Source organism: Porphyromonas sp. oral taxon 279 str. F0450, assembly GCF_000292995.1.
Classification (GTDB): domain Bacteria; phylum Bacteroidota; class Bacteroidia; order Bacteroidales; family Porphyromonadaceae; genus Porphyromonas; species Porphyromonas pasteri.
Genome location: NZ_ALKJ01000019.1, coordinates 344,223 through 361,287, shown reverse-complemented (window position 1 = coordinate 361,287; position 17,065 = coordinate 344,223). Strand labels below are relative to the sequence as shown.

General features: G+C 53.4%; 12 protein-coding genes and 1 tRNA gene. 6 read left to right on the top strand and 7 right to left on the bottom strand.

Features of this window, described 5'->3' with window-relative positions; translation table 11 throughout:
- Positions 1-487 precede the first annotated feature (487 nt).
- The 6 genes from htpG to dut all read left to right on the top strand — a co-directional run bounded on the left by htpG (position 488) and on the right by dut (position 6,792).
- On the top strand, positions 488-2,545 hold the full coding sequence (gene htpG, locus HMPREF1323_RS05350) for a molecular chaperone HtpG (protein WP_009433224.1): 2,058 nt from the start codon (positions 488-490) through the stop codon (positions 2,543-2,545).
- A 139-nt stretch (positions 2,546-2,684) separates the two neighbouring features.
- Positions 2,685-3,395 (top strand): transporter, encoded by a 711-nt coding sequence (locus HMPREF1323_RS05345; protein ID WP_009433066.1) that lies wholly within the window; start codon positions 2,685-2,687, stop codon positions 3,393-3,395.
- 135 nt (positions 3,396-3,530) lie between these two features.
- A complete protein-coding gene (gene gcvH, locus HMPREF1323_RS05340; RefSeq protein ID WP_009433119.1) occupies positions 3,531-3,911 on the top strand; it encodes a glycine cleavage system protein GcvH in 381 nt (126 codons plus the stop codon).
- 2 nt (positions 3,912-3,913) lie between these two features.
- Positions 3,914-4,426, top strand: coding sequence for a 5-(carboxyamino)imidazole ribonucleotide mutase (gene purE, locus HMPREF1323_RS05335; RefSeq protein ID WP_009433103.1), 513 nt, complete (start codon positions 3,914-3,916; stop codon positions 4,424-4,426).
- Positions 4,427-4,507: 81 nt separating this feature from the next.
- Entirely contained in the window at positions 4,508-6,304 is a 1,797-nt protein-coding gene (gene ispG / locus HMPREF1323_RS05330; protein WP_009433030.1) for a (E)-4-hydroxy-3-methylbut-2-enyl-diphosphate synthase, read from the top strand.
- Between the two features lie 50 nt (positions 6,305-6,354).
- On the top strand, positions 6,355-6,792 hold the full coding sequence (gene dut, locus HMPREF1323_RS05325; protein ID WP_009432908.1) for a dUTP diphosphatase: 438 nt from the start codon (positions 6,355-6,357) through the stop codon (positions 6,790-6,792).
- Between the two features lie 85 nt (positions 6,793-6,877).
- Here dut and HMPREF1323_RS05320 read toward each other — a convergent pair whose 3' ends face one another.
- From HMPREF1323_RS05320 to pta, 7 genes are all read right to left on the bottom strand, one after another.
- A complete protein-coding gene (locus HMPREF1323_RS05320; RefSeq protein ID WP_009432962.1) occupies positions 6,878-7,777 on the bottom strand; it encodes a DNA/RNA non-specific endonuclease in 900 nt (299 codons plus the stop codon).
- A gap of 766 nt (positions 7,778-8,543) precedes the next feature.
- On the bottom strand, positions 8,544-11,264 hold the full coding sequence (gene ppdK, locus HMPREF1323_RS05315; protein WP_009433174.1) for a pyruvate, phosphate dikinase: 2,721 nt from the start codon (positions 11,262-11,264) through the stop codon (positions 8,544-8,546).
- A gap of 300 nt (positions 11,265-11,564) precedes the next feature.
- Entirely contained in the window at positions 11,565-12,170 is a 606-nt protein-coding gene (locus HMPREF1323_RS05310; RefSeq protein ID WP_009433081.1) for a riboflavin synthase, read from the bottom strand.
- A 342-nt stretch (positions 12,171-12,512) separates the two neighbouring features.
- Positions 12,513-12,585, bottom strand: a tRNA-Pro gene (locus tag HMPREF1323_RS05305).
- A gap of 74 nt (positions 12,586-12,659) precedes the next feature.
- Positions 12,660-14,156 carry an NADPH-dependent glutamate synthase gene (gene gltA / locus HMPREF1323_RS05300; RefSeq protein WP_009433044.1) on the bottom strand — a complete coding sequence of 499 codons (1,497 nt, stop codon included), beginning with the start codon at positions 14,154-14,156 and terminating at the stop codon, positions 12,660-12,662.
- 204 nt (positions 14,157-14,360) lie between these two features.
- On the bottom strand, positions 14,361-15,614 hold the full coding sequence (locus HMPREF1323_RS05295; RefSeq protein WP_009751910.1) for an acetate/propionate family kinase: 1,254 nt from the start codon (positions 15,612-15,614) through the stop codon (positions 14,361-14,363).
- 31 nt (positions 15,615-15,645) lie between these two features.
- The gene (gene pta, locus HMPREF1323_RS05290; protein ID WP_009433101.1) at positions 15,646-16,662 is read right to left on the bottom strand and encodes a phosphate acetyltransferase; all 1,017 of its coding nucleotides are present in this window, start codon (positions 16,660-16,662) and stop codon (positions 15,646-15,648) included.
- Between the last annotated feature and the right edge of the window lie 403 nt (positions 16,663-17,065).

The window sequence follows — 17,065 nt, the reverse complement described above, 5'->3', positions numbered from 1 at the left end:
ACTTATCTGCCACTCGTCCACAATTTTTATCCCTATGCGGAGCAACAACCTAATATAGGTCTCTTCACAAAGCTATATAGGAATCAGTGCAAAGCTATATAGTAATCAGTATGAAGCTATATAGTAATCGGTGCAAAGCTATATAGTAATCAGTGCAAAGTTATATAGGAATTAGTACAAAGCTATATAGCTTTCTTCGCCATCCTATATAGCTCTACCCACGCACCCATATGCCTATATGTGAAATCATTGCGCAAGCTGTGAAGAGATGGACTTGCGCAATGGTTTCTTGAGGTGCCGTGCAATGGTCCCATATTGGATCATACTATGCGCATATCACAGAATGCCCCCTACACATGATTTGCATATCAATTCGTTTGTGAGGGAGAGCCTGCCATATTGGCGTAGAGTAGAGGTGTGGCATCCTCTTTGAATAAGGGAAGGCACTAACACGTATATCCATCATACAAGATAAACTATAGACTCTATGAGTAAGCAAGGTAAGATTGGGGTGACGAGTGAGAACATCTTCCCCGTCATCAAGAAGTTCCTCTACAGTGAACATGATATTTTCCTTCGTGAGCTGGTATCCAATGCCGTAGATGCTTCGCAGAAGCTGCGTGCGCTGGCCTCGGCAGGCGAGTTCAAGGGTGAGCTGGGCGACTTGAAGGTCTCCGTTAGCTTCGATGCTGATGCTAAGACGATCACTGTCAGTGACCGTGGTATCGGTATGACTGCTGAGGAGGTCGAGAAGTACATCAATCAGATAGCCTTCTCTGGGGCAGAGGAGTTCCTCGATAAGTATAAGGACGACAAGGTGGCTATCATTGGTCACTTTGGTTTGGGCTTCTACTCGTCCTTCATGGTGTCTTCGCGCGTCGAGATACAGTCGCTCTCTTATCGTGAGGGTGCAGAGCCTATCCACTGGAGCTGCGAAGGTAACCCAGAATACATCCTGGAGAAGGGGAGTCGTACGGAGCGAGGAACGGATATCATCCTGCATATTGACAGCGAGAGTGAAGAATTCCTCAGCAAGGATCGCCTCTCAACACTCCTCAATAAGTACTGCAAATTCCTCCCTGTGCCCATCGTCTTTGGGAAGAAGCAGGAGTGGAAGGATGGTGCCTATGTCGATACCGACGAGGATAACCAGATCAATGATGTACACCCCGCTTGGACCAAGAAGCCCTCGGAGCTAAAGGATGAGGACTATATTTCCTTCTACCACCAGCTCTATCCTCAGACCTTTGAAGAGCCTCTTTTCTGGATCCACCTCAATGTAGACTATCCCTTCAATCTTACGGGGATCCTCTACTTCCCCAAGGTGAAGAATCAGATGGAGCTGCAGCGCAATAAGATCCAGCTCTATGCTAACCAAGTCTTCGTCACGGAAGACGTAGAAGGGATCGTCCCTGAGTACTTGACTCTGCTGCATGGGGTCATCGACTCTCCAGATATCCCGCTGAACGTCTCGCGCTCTTATCTGCAGAGTGATGCTCAGGTCAAGAAGATCTCCAATCATATCTCCAAGAAAGTAGCTGATCGACTTGATGAACTCTTCCGTAATGAGCGTAGCCTATTCGAAGAGAAGTGGGAGAGCCTAAAGGTCTTCGTACAGTATGGGATGCTCTCCGATGAGAAGTTCTACGATAGAGCCGTGAAGTTTGACCTCGTCACTGATATCGACGGGAAGCACTTCACCCTTGACGAATACCGTACCCTTACCGAAGGGGAGCAAACTGATAAGGAAGGTCAGCTCGTATGGCTCTATACGAATGACCGCAACAGTCAATATACAGCTATCGAGCGTGCTAAGGCTAAGGGCTACTCTGTCCTCCTCTTAGATGGTCCTCTGGATGTCCATGCGGTATCTCAGCTGGAGCAGAAGCTCGAGAAGACACACTTCGTACGAGTAGACTCTGACTCTATCGATAAGCTTATCGCTAAGGATGAGCAGCGTGCTGTCAGTCTCTCCGATGTAGAGCAGAAGGCCTTGAAGGCTCTCTTTGAGGGGCGCCTGCCTCGTGAGGAGAAGCGCAACTATAGCGTGAGCCTCGAAGCCCTTGGCGCTGATGCTGATGCCGTGTTGATCACGCAAGGGGAGTTCATGCGCCGTATGCAGGAGATGGCTCGTCTGCAGCCAGGTATGAACTTCTATGGTGAGCTTCCCGAAGGCTACAATGTGGTACTCAATACTGAGCATCCATTGATCCAGCGTCTCCTTGCTTCGGAGAAGGAAGTTGTTGAGCCTAAGCTCTCGACACTGCGCGCTGAGCTTCAGGAGCAAAGTGAGCTTGTCGAAGCTGCTCGCACGGTGCAGTCAGCTAAGAAGCCCGAAGAGGTGAGTGTGGCCGAACGTGAGGAGCTTGATGCTCTGACGAGTAAGCAAGCCGAACTCGAAGGGAAGATTTCTGAGGAGATCAAAAAGTTCGGTGCAGAAGAGCTCCTCGTGGGGCAGCTCGTTGACCTTGCGCTCCTTGGTAATGGCCTACTCTCAGGTGAGGCACTTGCTGCCTTCATCCGCCGTAGTCAGCAGCTCCTGTAGTAGACGAAGGTATATCACAAGGTAATTAAGAGGCTGTGCCTCCGGTATTCAGACCACATTGAGGTCGGATGCTGGAGGCACAGCCTTCTTCATTATAGTAGTCGTATCTTTGCGCTCATACATTACTATTTTACATAATATGCGCTACCTCTATACATCACTCCGCCGCTGGAGTTTCTCTTTATTGACTTGCTCTCTACTGGCTGGCTCTCTCTCAGCACAGACGGATAATGAAGTGCAGCCCGACCGTCCTGACCATAGTGAAGGAACAAGTGTACTACGCCCACGAAGCTTGCAAATAGAGTGGGGGATAGGGGCTTCCTCAGGTCATCATAACATGGGGCTAATGCTTCGCTATGGACTTGTACCTGATCTTGAACTTCGCTTAGAAGGTCTACTGCAGCGTCCTCATCGCGGGGCAGTGCAGGTCTCAGATCTCACGCTCAGCTCCAAGCTCGCTCTCTTCTCTGGTGATGGCTGGATCCCAGCCATGACGCTTGTCGGCTATCTGAACTACGCCCCTCAAGAGGAGACCCGCAGAGTGACGGGAGATCTTACACTTGCTCTTGAGCAGGAACTGGTATCGGGCCTTTCCCTTACCTGTAATATTGGCTCAGCTGAGGGGATGCGTCGCCTCTCTATGACCGCAGAGTTAGGCTATAACTTCACAGATCGGCTAAGCTCCTTCGTGGAGTACTATGGGGTCTTTGGCCCTGCAGAGCATGGATGTGACTTAGGGCTAAGCTATGCCGTGACGAAGGATTTCCTTGTAGACCTCTCTTGCGGTAGGACTTTTTTCGCCAGCGGAGCGGTGAACTATGCCTCCCTCGGAGCCACCTACAGACTGTAGTTTGGAGCAAGTAAAAATGGGGTGAGTGAAAACTTTTCGGCACGTTTCGTAAGCTCCGATATGTTGATTATCTTTGCTCCATAAAGCAAATAAGCTATTTCGTATCAACTAACTTTATAACCCCCAAGAAAGAACATGAACATTCCACAGGAACTGCGGTACACCAAGGACCACGAATGGGCACGCCTCGAAGGTGATGTTGTCTATGTAGGTATCACGGACTACGCTCAGGGTGAGCTCGGCGAAATCGTCTATGTAGACGTCACGACCGAAGGTGAAAGCCTCAGCGCAGAAGAAGTCTTTGGTTCTATCGAAGCTGTAAAGACGGTATCTGACCTCCTCCTCCCTATCGAAGGGGAAATCCTCGAAGTCAACAGCGAGCTCGAAGACAGCCCTGAGCTAGTCAACAGCGATCCCTATGGTAAGGGGTGGCTCGTCAAGATCAAGCCCGCTAACGCTGACGACGTAGAAGGTCTGCTCAGCGCTGACGACTATAAGGCTCTCATCGCAGGATAAAGATGCAAGCATCCCCACTGGTCAGCATCATCATGGGCAGTACCTCCGATCTGCCCATCATGGAGAAAGCTGCCGCTCGTCTCGATGCCCTCGGCATTCCCTTTGAGATGCTCGCACTCTCTGCTCACCGCACACCTCGTGAGGTAGAGGAGTTCGCCACTACGGCTAAGGAGCGTGGCGTCAAGGTAATCATCGGTGCTGCTGGTATGGCTGCCCATCTCTGTGGTGTCATCGCTTCGATGACTTCCATTCCAGTGATCGGTGTGCCTATCAAGGCTTCCCTGGAGGGCGTTGATGCTCTCTACTCTATGGTGCAGATGCCTCCAGGTATCCCCGTAGCGACCGTGGGAATTAATGCGGCAGAGAATGCTGCACTCCTGGCCGTACAGATGATGGCTACCTCTGATGAAGAGCTCTATCGTAGACTCGAAGCCTACAAGGAGTCGCTCAAGGAGAAGGTCGTCAAGGCTAATCGAGAGCTTGCAGAGGTCAAGTTCGAGCACAAGACGAACTAACCCCCGCATACACATGTTGTAAACCCAGGAGGTGGAAGCACTTCCTGGGTTTACTTTTGCATTATTGTGTAAGACTTATTCATGGCAGAGAATCATCCCTCTCATACTACATCCGCTGAGCCTTGTCTCTATCACAGACGCCGTGCAGCGTTGGTTCATATTGGCGATACGCCTCTTGGCGGTGACTATCCTGTACGCGTCCAGTCAATGGCGACGGCTTCGACTCTGGATACGGAGGCTGCTGTCGCTCAAGCAGAGCGCATCATCTCCGCGGGTGCGGAGTACCTACGCTATACTGCACAGGACAAACGTGTGGCTACTAACCTCGGTGTGATCCATAAAGAGCTCCGCGCTCGTGGTATCACGACGCCCTTGGTAGCTGATATTCACTTCAACCCAACGGCAGCTGATACGGCACTGGAGTATGTAGAGAAGGTGCGCGTCAATCCTGGTAACTACGTCGATAGTAAGGGTACGACCGAGTGGAATGATGAGGTCTATCGTGCCATGCATGAGAAGGTACGCGAGCGATTCGGAGCATTCGTCGAGCGTGCCAAGACGCTGAAGCGTGCGATACGTATCGGTGTCAATCATGGCTCGCTCTCGGAGCGTATGGTGATGCTCTATGGCGATACGCCCGAGGGGATGGTACAGAGTTGCTTGGAATATCTGGATGTCTGTCGTGAGCATGACTTCCATGATATCGTCATCTCGATGAAGTCCTCCAATACTGTCGTGATGACTGCGGCAGTTCGTCTGCTTGTCGCTCGCCTTGATGAATTAGGTTACCCTGCTTATCCCTTGCACCTCGGTGTGACAGAGGCTGGTGAAGGCGAAGACGGTCGTATCAAAAGTGCTGTCGGTATCGGTTCGCTCCTGGCTGATGGTATCGGAGATACGATCCGTGTCTCCCTCAGCGAAGAGCCCGAGTGTGAGATCCCCGTGGCTCGTGCTCTTGTGGACTACATCGCACCTCGTGAGCATGTCGCGCTTTCAGTGGACGGATCGCTTCTTCCTTCATGGAAGGAGTACCGCGAGTTAGCTCAAGATGCTCGCAAGAATACGACTTCTCTCGGAGCCCTCGCTGGTGGGAGCAACCTGCCCTTAGTGCTCTATCCGACGGAGAAGCCTTTAGATCTCTCCACCTTTACTCAGCGTCCCGATGCCATTCTCTCGGGCGAAGGACAGCTTCAGCTCACAGGTGGCACGCCTATCGTAGGAGTCTCCGTGAAGAGCATTGCTACGGACGAACTTACAGCTGAGCGTCTTGCTGAGCTTGCTGCTGTGCCTCAGACACTGCTCCTCCTTGAGAGCCGTGGCGATAATCCCGTCGCGGACTGGCGCTGGGGCTTCACGCAGCTTCGCCGTGCAGGTGTCAATTGCCCCATTCTACTTCGTCGTCGCTACGAGACCACTGATCTGGAGCTCTTCCGCCTCTATGCAGCTGCCGACTGCGGTAGCATCTTCCTCGATGGCTGGGGTAATGGCCTTTGCCTCGAAGCTCCTCACCTCCCTGCCGAAGAGATCATCAAGACCGAGCTGGGCATCCTACAGGCAGCCCGCCTTCGTATGAGCAAGACGGAGTTCATCAGCTGTCCTGGCTGTGGCCGTACGCTCTACAATCTGCAGAATACCATCGCTGAGATCAAGGCCGCTACCTCACACCTCAAGGGGCTCAAGGTCGGTATCATGGGCTGTATCGTCAATGGCCCTGGCGAAATGGCCGATGCGGACTACGGATATGTAGGTGCTGCGCCTGGCAAGATCGACCTCTACAAGGGACAAGAATGTATCAAGAAGGGTGTACCTCAAGCTCAAGCCGTCGAGCATCTCATCGACCTCATCAAGGAAGGTGGCGACTGGAAGGACCCCGAATAAGGTAGTCCCCTTCGCCTTCATCTCTCATCCCCATCATTTATATCTCTCCTATGCGTGTCAAGCTGATCAATAAGTCTAAGCATCCTGCTCCTCACTACGCCACATCTGGTGCTGCAGGTATGGACATCCGTGCTAATCTCTCGGAGCCAATGGTATTGGAGCCTCTCGGGCGCTGCCTTATTCCCACGGGTCTTTTCCTTGAGATCCCTGACGGCTACGAAGCGCAGATCCGCCCTCGTAGTGGACTTGCGCTGAAGCATGGTATTACCCTGCCCAATAGCCCTGGGACTATCGACTCGGATTATCGTGGTGAGCTGAAGATCCTTATGATCAATCTCTCCAAGGAGCCCTTTACGTTCAACGACGGCGAGCGCATCGCTCAGATGGTCATAGTCCGTCATGAGGTCGTGGAGTGGGAGTTGGTCACGGAGCTTAATGAGAACACCGATCGCGGCACTGGCGGTTTTGGCCACACGGGCCGCGATTAGTTCGCCCGCCCTCACATCAAAGATCAAGCCCCGGCTTCCTAATGGAGGTCGGGGCTTTCTCGTACCAATTCAAAGAGGGTGGAGCTTATTGCTTCCACCACAAACGTCTCGAAGCTGCGGAATGTGGGTCCGTCGTCTCTACAGCTTGCTCGATGTCATCCGGCAGGTGATAGAAGAAATCCAGTCCAGTGAACTGCTCCAGCTCACGAATCGAGAGCGTCAGCCCGTCGATGCGCTCACCCTTGCCGTAGTTTCTGTGTTCGGTGAGGAAGGCAATGCCTTCGTACGTCTTACCCTTCTTCATCAGAAGCGCCATCCAGTAGTAGCGGGGGACGACCATCTTACCCTTGATGCGCTCGGCCTCGACCTGATCATCGCGGATCGTCCCACCCTTGGCGACGTAGAGCCTATCGCAGAAGGCGCGGTCACGTGCCCATTCTTGGACGCGATTCTCCAAGCGGTGCCAGATGCCGGCATTATGAGTCTGGAGCTGCGGGCTCATATTCGTGTAGTAGAAGGTCTGTTCGTTGGCTGCCTGCGAGAAGGTGCGGTCTTCAGAGGCTACCAAGTGTCCGCGGCTGTAGCCACTTCGGCGGAAGAAGTTGGACGTATCATACGCCGCGGGGATCTTAGGATCCCAGCTCCACGCGTCACTACGGCGCACGTTGTCTTCTGCCGTCGCAGCGTCGAAAGAGAATGCAACCCAGCGCGAGTGGAGCTTCGTGACGTCGTACTCGAGCGAGTAGTTTACCTTCCCCGAAGCTCGGTGCGTGACGAAGTAGTTATTGTTGCCCCCAGCCAATCTTGGTAGCTCAAGCAGGGTCGTATCCCCATTGATGATCTCGTCCTCGATAGCACCCTGAGGCGAATAGCTTGGGAGGGCTTGGGCTGAAGCCTGCTCTGCGGGCGCCGCTTCCTTGGTCATCTGCTTGTAGACCAAGATGCCTAAGGCGGCGACAGCGATGAGTAGGGTTAGTTTCTTCATTGAAGGGAGAGGTCTTGCTTTAAATCCGCTGCAAAGGTAGTGACTTCGTTCCTTTCCTTCCAAGCTTTCCCTGCTTCGGATCGGGGAGGAAGTCATGGAGCATCTGATGGGAGAAATAAAAGAAGCCTAACCGCAAGGGACCGTCGTCCACTTGATGTTAGGCTTCGACCGTTTAAGAGCTCGTCTGCTTCACAGCTTCGTGTCCCGTTGGCCTTCTCTCGAAGGCGCTCAGGCTATAGCCTGCGATGTGGACGAGAAATGGTGCTCTCTCTCCGAGATGGAGAGGTTGTTTGTCTGTACTGCAAAGGTACAAAAATGGCCTATATATACCTAATAGAGGGGAGAATTCCGTTGCTTTAGCTACCTACTTATTCCGATTCGGGAGCCTTGCTGGGTAGAATTGCTGGCGAAGTAGAGGGAGGTACCGTCGTGAGGAATATACCTTTCTGTCGTGAGGAATATACCTTTCTGCTGTGAGGAATATTCCTTTCTGTCGTGAGGAATATTCCTCGTCGTCGTAAGGTATATACCTTTTGATCGAAAGGTATATACTATTCGCCCGAAGGGTATATACCTTTTTGCCGAAGGGTATATACTATTTGCCTCAAGGGTATATACCCTTCTGCAGGATGGTATATTCCTTTTTCGCGGGGACTTCCTCCGAGCCCAGATCAAGATAGGGGAGAAGACGCAGAAAGGGCTCTCCCTTTCCTTTCGGAGGAGGGAGAGCCCTTGGTGTAAAGTGCAGTGAATGCGGGGCAGAAGCCTATTCGATAGCGGCTTGGGCTGCGGAGAGCCGCGCGATGGGGACACGGAAGGGCGAGCAGCTGACGTAGCTGAGGCCGATGTGATGACAGAACTTCACCGAGTGAGGATCGCCACCGTGTTCGCCGCAGATACCGCAGGGCAGGTCGGGGCGTGTGCTACGTCCGCGTTCGACAGCCATACGGATGAGCTGGCCCACACCTTCTTGGTCGAGCTCCTGGAAGGGGTCTACGCTCAGGATCTTCTTATCGAGATAGACGGGCAGGAAGCTGGCGATGTCGTCGCGGCTATAGCCGAAGGTCATCTGCGTGAGGTCATTGGTCCCGAAGCTGAAGTACTCGGCGTGGCGAGCGATCTGGTCTGCCGTGAGCGCTGCACGAGGGATCTCGATCATTGTACCGACGCGGAAGTGGAGTTCAACTCCCTCTTCGGCGAAGAGCTGACGAGCCGTGTCGCGGATGACCTTCTCCTGCTCATCAAATTCATTGACGATCCCGATCAGAGGGATCATGATCTCGGGCTGTGGGTCATAGCCTTCCTTCTTGAGCTGAATAGCGGCCGAGAGGATGGCACGCGTCTGCATCACCGTGATCTCAGGGTAGGTGTTGCCGAGACGACAGCCACGATGCCCGAGCATGGGGTTGTGTTCGCTCAGCGAATTGACGCGGCGCTGGATCTCTTGTACCGAGATACCCATCTCATCAGCCATAATCTGCTGACCAGCCAAATCGTGGGGGACGAACTCGTGAAGTGGTGGGTCAAGGAGACGCACGTTCACAGGGCAACCGTCCATTGACTTGAGGATGCCGTAGAAGTCTTGCTTCTGGTAGGGGAGGAGCTTAGCCAAGGCCTTTTCACGACCTTCCTTCGTGTCCGCCAAGATCATTTCGCGCATGGCTTTGATCTTCTCGTTCTCGAAGAACATGTGCTCTGTGCGGCAAAGACCAATACCAACGGCGCCGAAGCTACGGGCAATAGCGGCATCGTGTGGAGTATCTGCGTTCGTGCGGACGACGAGCTTCGTGTACTTTTCACAGAGGGTCATCAGCTCGGCAAAGTCACCTGTGAGCTCTGCAGGCTGTGTCTTGACCAGACCCTGATAGACTTCGCCAGTGCTACCATTGAGCGAGAGGTAGTCGCCTTCCTTGAGTACCACGCCGTCGATCTCTACCGTGCGGTGCTTGTAGTCAATGTTGATGGCGCCTGCTCCAGATACACAGCACTTCCCCATGCCGCGAGCCACGACGGCAGCATGCGAAGTCATCCCGCCACGTGCGGTAAGGATCCCTTCGGCGGCTGACATCCCAGCGAGGTCTTCGGGGGAAGTCTCGATGCGAACCATGATCACACGGCGACCATCGTCATGCCAGCGAGTAGCGTCGTCGGCGAAGAATACGATCTGACCAGAAGCTGCTCCTGGCGAAGCGGGAAGTCCATGCGTGAGGACCTTAGCTTGGCTCTTGGCGACGGGATCAAATACGGGGTGTAGGAGTTCATCGAGCTTGTGGGGCTCACAGCGCAGGAGAGCAGTCTTCTCATCAATGACTCCGTCGCGAAGGAGGTCCATAGCGATCTTGACCATCGCAGTACCGGTGCGCTTCCCATTACGGGTCTGCAGGAACCACAGCTTGCCGTCCTGTACGGTGAACTCCATGTCCTGCATGTCCTTGTAGTGGGCTTCGAGGCGCTGCTGTAGCATATCGAGCTCGGCATAGATCTCGGGCATAGCTTCTTCCATAGAGGGATAGAGGCTGGCACGCACCTCTTCGCTGATGCCCTGCTGGTGTGCCCAGTCGAGAGAGCCAGCCTTCGTGATCTGCTGAGGAGTACGGATACCGGCTACCACGTCTTCACCCTGAGCGTTGACGAGGTATTCGCCGTTGAAGACATTTTCACCCGTACCAGCATTTCGGCTAAAGCAAACCCCCGTAGCAGAGGTGTCGCCCATGTTGCCGAATACCATAGCTTGGACGTTGACAGCTGTCCCCCATTCAGCAGGGATACCTTCCATCTTGCGATAGAGGATAGCGCGCTCGTTCATCCAGCTATCGAAGACGGCGCAGATAGCACCCCAGAGCTGCTCCATAGGATCAGTGGGGAAGTCCTTGCCTGTGCGGCGCTTGATCTCTTGCTTGAAGAGTACGACCAGGCTCTTGAGTTCGTCGACGTTCAGCTCATTGTCCAGGCGGACGCCACGCTGAGCTTTGACGCGGTCGATGATTTCTTCGAAGGGGGCGATATCTTCCTTCGTCTCGGGCTTCATGCCGAGGACGACATCACCATACATCTGTACGAAGCGGCGGTAGCTATCGTAGGCGAAGCGGGGATTGCCTGTCTTCTTCGCAAGACCTTCGACGACGGTGTCATTGAGCCCAAGGTTGAGGATGGTATCCATCATACCTGGCATGGAGGCGCGAGCACCAGAGCGGACAGATACAAGGAGTGGGTTGGTGGGATCGCCAAAGGTAGCTCCCATGAGGCCTTCGATATGATGCACAGCGCGCATCACTTCGTCTGAGAGAAGGGAGATAAGTGTGTCCTTTCCACGGGCGAAATACTCATTACAGGTCTCGGTCGTGATCGTGAAGCCAGGAGGTACTGGTACCCCGATACGATTCATTTCGGCGAGGTTGGCGCCTTTGCCTCCGAGGAGGTTTCTCATGTCTGCAGCACCTTCGGCGAGGCCGTTCCCGAAGGTATAGACTCTTTTGTTGTCTCTCATTGTTAGCAAGTGTTATGCGTTGGTTATGCTAATCCATAGGCAAATGTATTGATTATTATGGATAATCCCAGCGGTGTGACTGAATTTCTTAAATGTAGATGCCGAATTGATTGCTCTTTTATTAAGTACGGGCTTGAGATAGGTGGTGTAATTGCTGGGTTTTGGTCGGATATGTGCTGTCTTTCATAAATAATATGATATGATGTAAAAGGAAGCACCCTCATCTTCTACCCAAGGAGGATAGAGGATGAGGGTGCTTATGGGATAGAGTGTAGCTCGGGCGGGGGAGCTATTGAGAGCTTATAGAGCGTATTCGTTCATCTTGCAGAGGTACTTCCCGACGATGTCGAACTCTAAGTTCACCACCGTGCCGACCTGTATGTGCTTGAAGTTCGTATGCTCGTGTGTGTAGGGGATGATAGCGACGCCGAAGGAGGTCTTCTCCGAGTTGCACACGGTGAGGCTCACGCCATTGACCGTTATTGAGCCCTTCTCAACCGTGATATAGCCCTTGCGAGCAAGCTCTGCATCCGTCTGGTGCTCGAAGCGATAGAGCCAGCTGCCATCAGCTTCTTCGACTGAGGTGCAGATGGCGGTCATATCGACGTGGCCCTGGACGATGTGCCCATCAAGGCGACCTCCGAGGAGCATGCTTCGCTCCAGGTTCACAAGGTCTCCGACAGAGAGCTTACCGAGGTTAGAGCGGTCCAGTGTCTCTTGGATGGCGGTCACGGTGTAGGTGTGCTCGTCATGAGCTACGACTGTGAGGCATACCCCGTTGTGAGCGACGCTTTGGTCGATCTTAAGTTCGCTGGCAAAGGGGCAGGAGAGTGTGAGATGAAGGTTTTCGCCTTCGCGTCGGAGAGCGACGACCTCGCCGCAAGCTTCTACGATACCTGAAAACATAGTCTGTATATGATGAGTGTTAGCTGTCGTGAGAATTGACGCTACAAAGATAAGACAACTCCCTTAGCCAGCCTCTCTATTGAGGTGATGACCTCTATATGTATAGGAGAGTGGTGTGATCCTATATTGGTCGTTGGGTAAACCTATATTGGTCGCCATGACAACCTATATTGGTCACGACGCTGACCAATATAGATTCACCTCGCGACCAATACTGCTTTTACGAGGTATCCTAAGAAAGCACCTGAATCCTTACCGTCAAGAGGCTGAGGAAGGCAATAGAGAGGAAACAATAAAGGCAGTAGTCACGACTGACCACTGCCTTTATCTTGATCTTCTTAGTCGGGATGAGAAGACTCGAACTTCCGACCTCCACGTCCCGAACGTGGCGCGCTACCAACTGTGCTACATCCCGAATACGCTCATCGACTTCCCGCTGAGGCGCTGCAAAGTTAGATAAATAATCAGTACGATGAACTGTGGAAAGGCCTATACAAGCGCTCCCTCCTCGATACGACCAGAGAGCTTCTGGTGCATTGCCGTAGCTGCTCGGCGACCGTCTCCCATGGCGAGGATGACCGTAGCGGCACCGCGGACGATATCACCACCTGCATAGACATCGGGCATCGAGGTCTTCTTTCCCTCGTCTACGACGATATTGCCCCACTTGTTGACCTCCAGCTCAGGCATTGACTTCGTGACTAAGGTACTTGCGGAGTAGCCGATACAGATGATGACCTCATCGACGGGGACTGTGATGATCTCCCCAGTGGCGACAGGGCGACGTCGGCCACTCTCGTCTGGTGCTCCCAGTTCCATACGCTCCAGGCGCATCGCAGTGACGTGACCAGACTCATCCCCAAGATACTCCACGGGATTGTGTAGGTTGAAGAACTCTGTACCTTCTTCACGTGCATGCTTGATCTCTTCTGCACGGGCGGGCATCTCTTCTTCGCTGCGACGATAGACGATGGTAGCCTGCTTGGCATCGAGACGAATGGCAGTACGTACGGCATCAATAGCGGTATTCCCACCGCCGATGACAGCCACACGCTTCCCACGTAGGGAGGGGAGTGCTTCGGCAAGCTCCTCGGGGGACATGAGATTGTACTTAGCCAGATACTCGCTGGCGGTATAGACCCCCTTGAGGTCTTCACCTGGTATACCCATGTAGTTGGCGACACCAACGCCAGTTGCGATGAAAATGCCATCCATTCCTTGGGCCTTGAGATCCTCATAGGTAATAGTCTTGCCTACGATCGTATCCGTCTGGAAGGTGACACCGAGGTCGCGCATCTTGTCCAGCTCATCCTCGATGATACTATTGGGCAGACAGAACTCTGGGATCCCATAGCGCAGGACGCCCCCGAGCTGGCTCTCGGCCTCGTAGACGGTCACATCATAGCCCCACTTAGCCATGTCGGTAGCGAAAGATAGACCAGCTGGGCCGCTACCAACGACAGCGATACGTCCCAGCTTGGGCTTATCTGAGTGCTTGGGCTTGGTAGAGTGATCTCGATGGATGCGCTCGTAGTCGGCGACATAGCGCTCCAGGTTGCCGATGGAGACAGCTTCTTTCTTGAGGCTGAGGGTGTAGATACACTGGCTCTCGCACTGCTTCTCCTGTGGACAGACACGACCACAGACTGCGGGGAGTGAGCTGGTCTCACGGATGATACCAACGGCCTCAAGCATCTCACCTTTCTCGATGAGCTTGATGAAGGAGGGGATATGAATACCGACAGGGCAACCCTCGACACAGCCAGGATTGGGGCAGTCTAAGCAACGGCGGGCCTCAGCCATCGCTTCTTCGCGTGTGTAGCCGAGGCTTACTTCTTCATGGAATGAGGTGATACGCTCCGCTATAGGGAGCTCGGACATCTTCGTACGCTCGTAGGCGATACGCTCTTTATTGGGATGGGCTTTGCGTAGCTCTGTGCGCCAGTCCTGACTACGCCGCTCCTTGATTAGCTCTTGCTTGGTCATTGTATCGGGTGATCTTGTACCGTGTTACCTCGCTATAAGTGATAAAATGTTGGAGCAAAGATAAGCAAAGATGAAGAGGAGGGAAAGAGCTTATCCATACGAAACAAGTGAGGCCAAGATCTCAGTCAGAGCATAGCTCCTCGAGATCTTGGCCTCATGATGTATGCGATCGGGTGGGGTAAAGCACCCGATGAAGGGTGTACTCTACTTATTGAGGATATCGTAGGTATCGCGAGCGATCATGTACTCTTCGTCGGTAGCGACGACGACGACCTTGACACGGCTGTCTGCAGCACTGATGACCTGGCTCTTGCCACCATAGGTGACTTCGTTGATAGACTCGTCAAGCTTGATGCCGAGGAATTCCAGCCCTTGGCAGACCTCGGTACGCATAGCAGCGCGGTTCTCACCGACACCAGCGGTGAAGACGAGGAGGTCGATGCCACCCAGAGCAGCAGCATAAGCCCCTACATACTTCTTGATGCGATAGGCATGCATAGAGAGAGCCAGGCGGTCACGCTCAGAGCCTTCTTCTGCAGCCTTGGCGACGTCACGCATGTCTGAGCCCTGCGTGCTGATACCAGCGACACCGCTCTTCTTCGTCAGCAGGAAGGTCAGGTCTTCCAGATCAAGGTGGGTCTTACCTGGGGTAGCCTTCTTGAGGAAGGGTGCGAGGAACTCAGGATCGTAGTCCTTCTTATTCATCAGGTACTCGATGACACCGCTGTCGATGTCACCAGCACGAGTACCCATCATAAGGCCTTCGCTGGGGGTCAAGCCCATCGAGGTGTCGATACTCTTCCCGTTGAGTACAGCTGCCATAGAAGCCCCACTGCCGATGTGAGCCGTGACGATCTTGCATGAAGCACGATCCAGCCCTGCGATCTCAGCCCCCTTTGCACTGACATAGTCGTGACTCGTGCCGTGGAAACCATAGCGGCGGATGCGGTACTTGTCATAGAATTCGTAGGGGAGCCCATACATATAGGCATGCTCGGGCATCGTCTGGTGGAAGGCCGTGTCAAATACCCCTACCTGAGGCGTATTGGGGAGTACCTTCGTCACAGCTTCGATACCGAGGATGTTGGCTGGGTTGTGAAGCGGAGCAAGCTGTGCGCACTCATGGAGCATATCTACTACCTCTGGGGTGATACGTACGCTCTGAGCAAAGCGCTCTGCACCGTGTACGAGGCGGTGACCGATGGCGTCGATCTCATCGAAGGACTCTACGAAGTGCTCTTCTTTGAGAATGTCGAGGATAATCTCTACGCCGCGTGTGTGGTTAGGAATGTCAAGGTGGCGCTCAATCTTCTTTCCTTCGGGGTTACGGAAGGTGATGAAGGAGTCGTTGATCCCTACGCGCTCTTCGTTCCCCGAGGTCAAGACCTTGTAGTTGGGGAGCTCAATGAGGGCGAACTTCAGGGAGGAGCTGCCACAGTTGAGGACCAGGATTTTCATAAGGTGTTGTATTATATGGTAAGGTGTGAGCTTATCCTTTCTTTGCCTTGAGGGCGATTGACTGGTTGGCTGTGATAGCTGCCATCTTATAGATATCATCTACCGAAGCCCCACGACTGAGGTCGTTGACTGGGGCAGCCATCCCCTGAAGGACAGGACCGACAGCTTCGGCACCAGCGAGGCGCTGGACGAGTTTGTAGCCAATGTTCCCAGCTTCGAGGGTGGGGAAGATGAGTACGTTAGCCTTACCTGCAACGGGGCTGTCTGGAGCCTTGAGCGAAGCCACCTTCGAGACGAGAGCAGCGTCAAGCTGGAGCTCACCATCAAGCTGGAGCTCAGGGGCCATCTCCTTGGCGATGCGCGTAGCTTCGACGACCTTGTCTACCAGCTCGTGCTTAGCGCTCCCCTTCGTCGAGAAGCTGAGCATAGCGATGCGAGGCTCTACGTTAGCGATAGCGCGAGCAGACTCAGCTGAGGATACAGCGATCTGAGCCAGCTCCTCAGCGGTAGGATTGGGCATGACAGCGCAGTCAGCAAAGAGCAGAAGCCCGTTTTCGCCATAGGTGTTGTTGGGGAGGAACATCATGAAGATACCGCTGACACAGCTGATGCCTGGGGTCGTCTTGACGATCTGCAGTGCTGGACGAAGCACGTCGCCAGTCGCATTGATAGCCCCTGCGAGTTCACCATCAGCATCCCCAGCCTTGATCATCAGACAGCCGAGGTAGAGAGGATCTTCGACGAGGACGGCAGCCTGCTCTTCGGTAAGGCCCTTCTTGCGGCGGAGGTCCAGCAGAAGGTCGATGTAGGCCTGCTTCTTTTCGTGGTTCTTAGGATCGAGGAGGTTTGCCTTATCGATGTTGTGCAGACCCAATTCTTGGGCGTGCGAACGGATGGCGCTGGGATCCCCGATGAGGGTTAGGCGGACAACACCTTCTGCGAGGAGGCGGTCAGCAGCCTTGAGTGTTCTTTCTTCGGTTCCTTCAGGGAAGACAATATGTTGAGGATTAGCCTTAGCCCTGCTGATAATGTCTTGGATCAAGTCCATAGTGATGGTAGATTTGATATTTGAGTATTCTGTATATCCCCAAAGTTACGGATTATCTTGCTTTATTGTGCAAGGCGCTCGAAGTCACGGCTCCACGCTTTGCTCTCCCAACTCTCAAGACACTCTTTCTAGCAGGACTGTTCGCTCTATTATGAATGCCAATATCGTCACCGCAATATGCTCTTTCTTAGTGGGAAAAGTGGGATTTGGCGACGCTTGTTTGGTAGCTCGATTTTGTGACCAGTACTGGTCCACATTCCAAGCAGTACTGGTACACACCTTCTACTTGTACTGGTTCGCGTTCTGACCAGTACTGCTTCGCTTGGTGACCAGTACTGGTTCGTTTTATGCTTCTCAAAGCCTTTGCAGGACCACTACCTGAAGAAAAAGAACTCCCCCGATA

Bases quoted from the DNA above. Each gene is read 5' to 3' on its own strand.
- htpG (WP_009433224.1), top strand. From the start codon at position 488: ATGAGTAAGCAAGGTAAGATTGGGGTGACGAGTGAGAACATCTTCCCC.
- HMPREF1323_RS05345 (WP_009433066.1), top strand. From the start codon at position 2,685: ATGCGCTACCTCTATACATCACTCCGCCGCTGGAGTTTCTCTTTATTG.
- gcvH (WP_009433119.1), top strand. From the start codon at position 3,531: ATGAACATTCCACAGGAACTGCGGTACACCAAGGACCACGAATGGGCA.
- purE (WP_009433103.1), top strand. From the start codon at position 3,914: ATGCAAGCATCCCCACTGGTCAGCATCATCATGGGCAGTACCTCCGAT.
- ispG (WP_009433030.1), top strand. From the start codon at position 4,508: ATGGCAGAGAATCATCCCTCTCATACTACATCCGCTGAGCCTTGTCTC.
- dut (WP_009432908.1), top strand. From the start codon at position 6,355: ATGCGTGTCAAGCTGATCAATAAGTCTAAGCATCCTGCTCCTCACTAC.
- HMPREF1323_RS05320 (WP_009432962.1), bottom strand. From the start codon at position 7,777: ATGAAGAAACTAACCCTACTCATCGCTGTCGCCGCCTTAGGCATCTTG.
- ppdK (WP_009433174.1), bottom strand. From the start codon at position 11,264: ATGAGAGACAACAAAAGAGTCTATACCTTCGGGAACGGCCTCGCCGAA.
- HMPREF1323_RS05310 (WP_009433081.1), bottom strand. From the start codon at position 12,170: ATGTTTTCAGGTATCGTAGAAGCTTGCGGCGAGGTCGTCGCTCTCCGA.
- gltA (WP_009433044.1), bottom strand. From the start codon at position 14,156: ATGACCAAGCAAGAGCTAATCAAGGAGCGGCGTAGTCAGGACTGGCGC.
- HMPREF1323_RS05295 (WP_009751910.1), bottom strand. From the start codon at position 15,614: ATGAAAATCCTGGTCCTCAACTGTGGCAGCTCCTCCCTGAAGTTCGCC.
- pta (WP_009433101.1), bottom strand. From the start codon at position 16,662: ATGGACTTGATCCAAGACATTATCAGCAGGGCTAAGGCTAATCCTCAA.